Origin of the sequence: Fictibacillus sp. Mic-4 (genome assembly GCF_049843615.1) — a bacterium.
Taxonomy (GTDB): domain Bacteria; phylum Bacillota; class Bacilli; order Bacillales; family Fictibacillaceae; genus Fictibacillus_A; species Fictibacillus_A gelatini.
Genome location: NZ_JBBHZM010000075.1, coordinates 1 through 5,682 on the forward strand (window position 1 = coordinate 1; position 5,682 = coordinate 5,682).

5 protein-coding genes and 1 pseudogene are annotated in these 5,682 nt (G+C 36.9%); 3 read left to right on the forward strand and 3 right to left on the reverse strand.

Annotated features, from left to right (window positions below; translation table 11 throughout):
* Window positions 1–786, reverse strand: a 786-nt coding sequence (locus WD019_RS21300) for a xanthine dehydrogenase family protein molybdopterin-binding subunit (RefSeq protein WP_425712758.1), incomplete at its 3' end; no start/stop codon positions are given.
* Window positions 787–1,034: 248 nt separating this feature from the next.
* Between WD019_RS21300 and WD019_RS21305 the strand changes: the two genes are divergently transcribed.
* The 3 genes from WD019_RS21305 (at window position 1,035) to WD019_RS21315 (ending at window position 4,435) form a co-directional block, all read left to right on the forward strand.
* Entirely contained in the window at window positions 1,035–2,285 is a 1,251-nt protein-coding gene (locus tag WD019_RS21305) for an MFS transporter (protein ID WP_425712759.1), read from the forward strand.
* A gap of 593 nt (window positions 2,286–2,878) precedes the next feature.
* Entirely contained in the window at window positions 2,879–3,862 is a 984-nt protein-coding gene (locus WD019_RS21310; protein ID WP_425712760.1) for a hypothetical protein, read from the forward strand.
* 18 nt (window positions 3,863–3,880) lie between these two features.
* Window positions 3,881–4,435, forward strand: coding sequence for a hypothetical protein (locus tag WD019_RS21315; protein WP_425712761.1), 555 nt, complete (start codon window positions 3,881–3,883; stop codon window positions 4,433–4,435).
* A gap of 296 nt (window positions 4,436–4,731) precedes the next feature.
* Here the strand turns inward: WD019_RS21315 and WD019_RS21320 are convergent.
* Window positions 4,732–4,857 (reverse strand): annotated as a pseudogene (locus WD019_RS21320) (histidine phosphatase family protein); the annotation flags it as partial.
* A gap of 234 nt (window positions 4,858–5,091) precedes the next feature.
* Window positions 5,092–5,583 (reverse strand): CarD family transcriptional regulator, encoded by a 492-nt coding sequence (locus tag WD019_RS21325; RefSeq protein ID WP_425712762.1) that lies wholly within the window; start codon window positions 5,581–5,583, stop codon window positions 5,092–5,094.
* Window positions 5,584–5,682: the final 99 nt, after the last annotated feature.

The window sequence follows — 5,682 nt, forward strand, 5'->3', positions numbered from 1 at the left end:
GTTTCCAAAAAAATAGTTTAACGTTGTAAATCCGCATTTTCCTGACGGAACCCCGACAAGAGGTGTATGAACCGTGATTTTGCCCTGGTTCAGTCCAAAAATGCTACTAAGCATTTTTTTAATCGTAAAGGGCACTTGCGATGAAGAATGGATGATCACTTGCCCGTTCGGTAAAATTTCTGCGCTGACGCTTCTCGTTTCCATGGCGCAATGATCGGACGGAGGGAAAGAGACTTCCGTTTCGACTACGACCGTACTTTTTGCCCAGCCAATTTCCATGCTCCCCTTACGAATTTTTGTATGGTTGCATATATTCGTTCCGGGCTTTGGAAAAACTTCGGCAATTTTTTCATAGTCACCTAGATGTTCATGAACGAGCGGAACACCTTGCTGGTAGGCCTCTTTCGGTGAACGGAGAACAGGAAGCGGGGAATAAGATACATTCACTAAATTGGCAGCCTGTTTAGCGATCGCAAGCGTATCGGCAATCACGACAGCAACAGGTTCACCGTGATAACGGACGCGATCAGTAGCTAGAATGGGACGGTCTTTAATTTCTTCACCTGTTAAGATGTTGGTATCTTTTCCTGTTAAAATTTTATGTACTCCGTTAACCTTTTCTGCGGCAGACGTATCTATCGATAAAATCCGGGCATGGCCGTATGGACTTGTCACCAATTTTGCATAAAGCGACCCAACGGTTTTTAAATCTGCCGTATACTTTGCGGCTCCTGTAACTTTTGCCACTGCGTCCTTACGAATGACACTCCGGCCAATGGATTCCATTCCATCGCCCCCTTTAAACGTATGGCTTGCCCCTTTTAAAAATTTAAATTCTAATGTATTCCGTCAGTTTCAAGTGTATTCTTGATCAACGGGATTATGAATCTATAAATAAAAATTTTTCCTGCTCTCCATAGCAAGGTTTAATGATTTTCGCTATAATTGAGATACAAAAAAACTGGAGGAAAAATCCAATGTGAAACATCCTATCCTTTTAAAAAATTGAATATTTTGCAAAGGGGATAGGATAGATGTGTACAAAACGTTCTTTCCACTATTTATGGATCGGGCAAACCCTGGCCAACTGTGGAGATCTCTTTTACATTGTCGGGCTTATCAGCATTCTTTACAAAGCAACTGGTTCTGGCACATTAATGGCATTCGTCCCGTTTGTCATTACAATTTCGCGATTTTTAGGCGGGATAGGAGCCCCCTGGGTCATTGACCGCTATCCGTTAAGAAAAATCCTTGTCTATTCTCAGCTCGCAAAAAGCATTCTATTATGCATTGTGTCGATTTACTTATTGACTTTATTTCAACCGGATCGGGTTTACTTTATTTTTCCTCTCGTTGCCCTCATTGCGTTTCTTGATGGCTGGGCAACACCCGCACGGAACGCTATTCTTCCCCGGTTGATAAAGTCTGAAGATCTCATTAAAGCGAATAGCTTCATTTCAATTGTTGACCAAATTGTACAACTAGGGGGTTGGCCGATCGGCGGGATGCTAGTAGCCATTTTTAATGGAGGCTTTTTAGTGGCTTTAACGGTCATCCTTTTCTTTATTTCAACGTTCATGATGGCCTTTATTCGGGACAATGAAGAAAAAACGGTACGTGCCTCTTCTACTAGTAAGTGGAACTCATTAAAAGAGGGCTGGCTCGCCATATGGATCACTCCTTCATTAAAAACAGTTGCTTTCATCGACTTCATTGATGCCATTAGCAATGTTGTTTGGATTGCAGCGATCTTATATCTTTACGTTGAAGACATCCTTCATCAAAGCGAAGCATGGTGGGGCTACATTAATTCAACTTTTTTTGCCGGCCTCATTTTAGGAGGATTGCTTAGTTTTAAAAGAGAATCCTTCATGAAAGAGAACAGTCAGTTTGGAATTTGCGCAGGAACATTATTCGTTGGCATTTTCACATTAAGCTTCGGGTTATCGCCATTTCCCTTGCTTTCCTTATTTTTATCGGTTCTCGTTGGACTTGCGACGCAAATAAAAGCGATTAGCCAACAAACCGTCATCCAATTAACGAGCCCGGATCATCTGCTTCCGAAAGTGCTTTCGGCAAGAGATGCTATTTTTACCGGCGCTTTTGGAATATCATCCTTAATCTTTGGTTACCTGGCTGAAACTTATGGGGTGCGAACGGTGTTTATCATCGCCGCCTTACTGTTAACAATGTCAGCTATTTGGGGGTATTTTAGAAAAAAATACCTGAAACTCGAGCCAGCAGGATCTTTTAAAGAGCTTCATCTCCGCTTCCAATCTAAATAGGTTGATGTTAAAGATAAAAGGTTCTCCTAAATTTGGAGAACCTTTATTGGCCCAGTACCAGCGTCGCTAGCACCAGGGGGAAAGTAAGTGGTTATAAATGTAAAAATACCAATAAAACGCTGAAAACATACGTTAAGGATTTGCTCAGTAAATCAGGAATCATAGAAGAGGAGTTATAGGAATATTGCGATGACTATGATTTGATAAACCTCGAATTAATTAATAATGACAACGATTTGTAAATGTTAAAGAGAGGGAGTCGGGGTCAGTGGAAAAAGGAATTACCGATCGATTTAAAAATTTAGTTAAACTTGCGGAAAACAGGACTCACAGCGTAAAGGATATTCCAATACTCCCAACAGGTAAGCCATTATATCACATTAATTAAGTTAAGTTATGTGATCAAAAATAAACAAACTTTGACCCGACTATCGGGGAAGGCAGGAATATTTAAAACTTTTTAGTGGAATACCCTTCTATTTACTATAATGGAAAAAGTTTTCGACATCGACAAATTTCGGCAATATTTACTATTTTCTAACTATATACTACAAATTAAGATGTTTGAAAATTTCTAAAATGGAGGTTTGTAGATGAAAAAGTTGTTAAAATTTGTTGCACTTTCGTCACTTTTGGGGTTTACCTTATTATTTTCCTCAAGTTTCGCTCACGCTGAATCAAATGGGAATGAGAAATATGTAAACAACAATGGAGTTGAAATTACCCAGCAAGATTTTAAACGCCTTCAAAATTTAGGTTTTTCAGAAGATGAAATTCAACAAATGGATGCGGATGAGTTTAATAACAACAAAGATTTAACTGGAGTCGAAATTTCATCTGATACAAAGTACTATGAAGTTTCGGAGAAGTCCGAAAGTCAAAATTTTTCTAAACAAAAGGTTACGAATGTAGTAGAATTGAGTAAAGCAGAATATTATAAAAGAGTGAAAGAAAAGAAAAAACAACAAGATAACCCTGGAACTGTTGCCTACGCAAACCCAGATACGGGCTCTACCTCTTATAAAACAATGACTACCCAGATTATTTCATTAGGTTCCAGGGAATATCGTATTAAAAACAGTGTTCAATGGGATGTTCTGCCTAAAACAAGAAGTTATGATGTAATAGGTGCAGCCGTAAACAGTAGTCAATTCGCTCCAAATAAAGGTACAGAATATGCTAAACAATATTGGTCAAAAGTAGATTACACCAATCATACATCATATAGTGACAGTGCCACATATAGCTCATCAAGTGATCATTGGGAATATAGCTCATCAGGATATGGGCTAAAAATGAATTTACCAAATGATAATTGGTCAATTACAGGTGGAGGAACTTTAATCGGTACGAAAGTCACTGATATTCATATGTATGCTTATTACACTGTTGAAGAATTAAAGTACGGAACGCAGGATAGAATTGATGCTTATGGAAGATATGCTCACGCCGAAGAAAACATTTCATTTAGTTTCGGTGCAAGTATGACTCTTGGTGGTATCGGAATTTCATTCTCAGGAGTAAGTTCGGAATCTTTCAGTGTTCAAAGAAATACACAGGCTACACTGTATATCTAAAGACAAGGCGGGTTAAACATGAAAAAGATATTGTGGGTATTAACCCCTGTTTTGGTAATACTTTTTGGGGTTGGCTGGATCTTCCCATACTCCTTTTTAAGTATGAATAAATCAATTTTATATAAACCTGATAAAGTTTTTGTCAATGATTACATCAAGGAACTTAGGGATTTAGAGAGCGATTATAATTTTAAAAAAAGTAGCAATCCCACAATATCTACGATAAGTGAAGTAGACAAAATGCTTAATGAAAAATGGCTTACACAAAAAAAATCAATTAAAATCAGTAAAACGGATATAAACCGTGAGATTTCTCAAATAAAAAATGTGAAAAATGATTTAGTTTTATTAGAGCGTAATAACAAAGCGAACTATAAAAAAGAAACATTAAATTACCTTTATTTATTAATTGATGATTGTGATTCTATTGCAGATCAATATAGTAAAATAAAGAACTCGAATTTAAAAACTAGATTTACAATCCAACGAGAGTTCGGTAATTTGCATATGACCTATTCAGAATATCTAAAAAAGACGAGGTCATTTTTAGAATCCTACAAATCAAGCCCTTAGCAATAAGTAATAGCCGATTCTCTTTCATTTACAATGAAGAAAATCGGCTATTTTAAATACAGGAAAGACTAGTTAACAAAAAGCTTACTTTTCGGTGATAAAAAGGCCATTCTCTTGAGGCCGTATTTTTTGGCAGGACGCTGTCGCTTAAAAAATCTCCACCCTTTCCTCCTTGCTCCCCGAATTTCGGCAGGTTTGCTAGATCACCAAGCCGAACATACCCAAAAAAGGCTTCAGTAAATAGTTTTAAAAATCTGTAATTTGAATCAAATGCTGATTGCGTTTATTAGTAATATTCAAACTGTTATCTTAATCCATCCTGTTTCTTCAAGAAAATCATCCCGCGTTAATTGTTCTCCCATAAGAAATTGCCGATAAGCAGTAATCGTCCCATCATGAGTGACTATGAATATTCTCTCTTTGTTGAACTTCTTACACCATATCATTTAACCCCTTCTATTTTTGAACAATCTTCCTTTTTAATAGCCGGTCAAAGGGTAAATGGCCTTATATTTTTTGAATCAGCATAATAACGTATGAGCGAAGAAAATAATGGGGATATATCGTGGGGATATTCATTCAAATGGAACAAAAAGATCTCAGGCGATCTGGTTCTCTTGAGTTTTAATAAAAGATATAATTTTTCTATGTCTAGTCTAATCAATTGAGTTATTTAACAAATCGGTTGCCTGCAATTCTGTACAGTCTCCGATTAACATTAATTCACTAATTAAAATTTGACGCGCATTATCCAACATCCGCTTTTCGCTTGAATTAAGCGCTTTTTCCTTATTTCTTCTCATTAAATCACGAACAACTTCAGCGCCATCCTCTATTTTTCCTGTTTTTATTTTTTTCATGTTCAAATCGTACCTTTGTTTCCACGGAAGTAATTGAGTTGTTTCTCCATGATGAAATATGCGTAAGACATCTTCTAGCTTTAAATGATTAACGATCGGGCGAATGCCTAATTTCGATAATTTCCCAATAGGAACCATTACTTGCATGTTGCTGATCGGCATGTTTATCACATAATATCTATGCTTTTCACCCAGGAATTCTTTTTCCTCAATGGATTTTATTACGCCTGCACCATGCATTGGATAAATAATCTTATCGCCAATTTGAAACAATTCATCCACCTCCAATAAAGTATCTAGTTTAACGATACCACAACGATGTTGAATTATCAAATTTATTATAATATCACTGATTATAATGATTTGTCAATCGATTTATCACACGTT

What these genes read in the sequence shown, in the direction of transcription:
- WD019_RS21305 (WP_425712759.1), top strand. Translation starts at nt 1,035, where the DNA reads ATGTGTACAAAACGTTCTTTCCACTATTTATGGATCGGGCAAACCCTG.
- WD019_RS21310 (WP_425712760.1), top strand. Translation starts at nt 2,879, where the DNA reads ATGAAAAAGTTGTTAAAATTTGTTGCACTTTCGTCACTTTTGGGGTTT.
- WD019_RS21315 (WP_425712761.1), top strand. Translation starts at nt 3,881, where the DNA reads ATGAAAAAGATATTGTGGGTATTAACCCCTGTTTTGGTAATACTTTTT.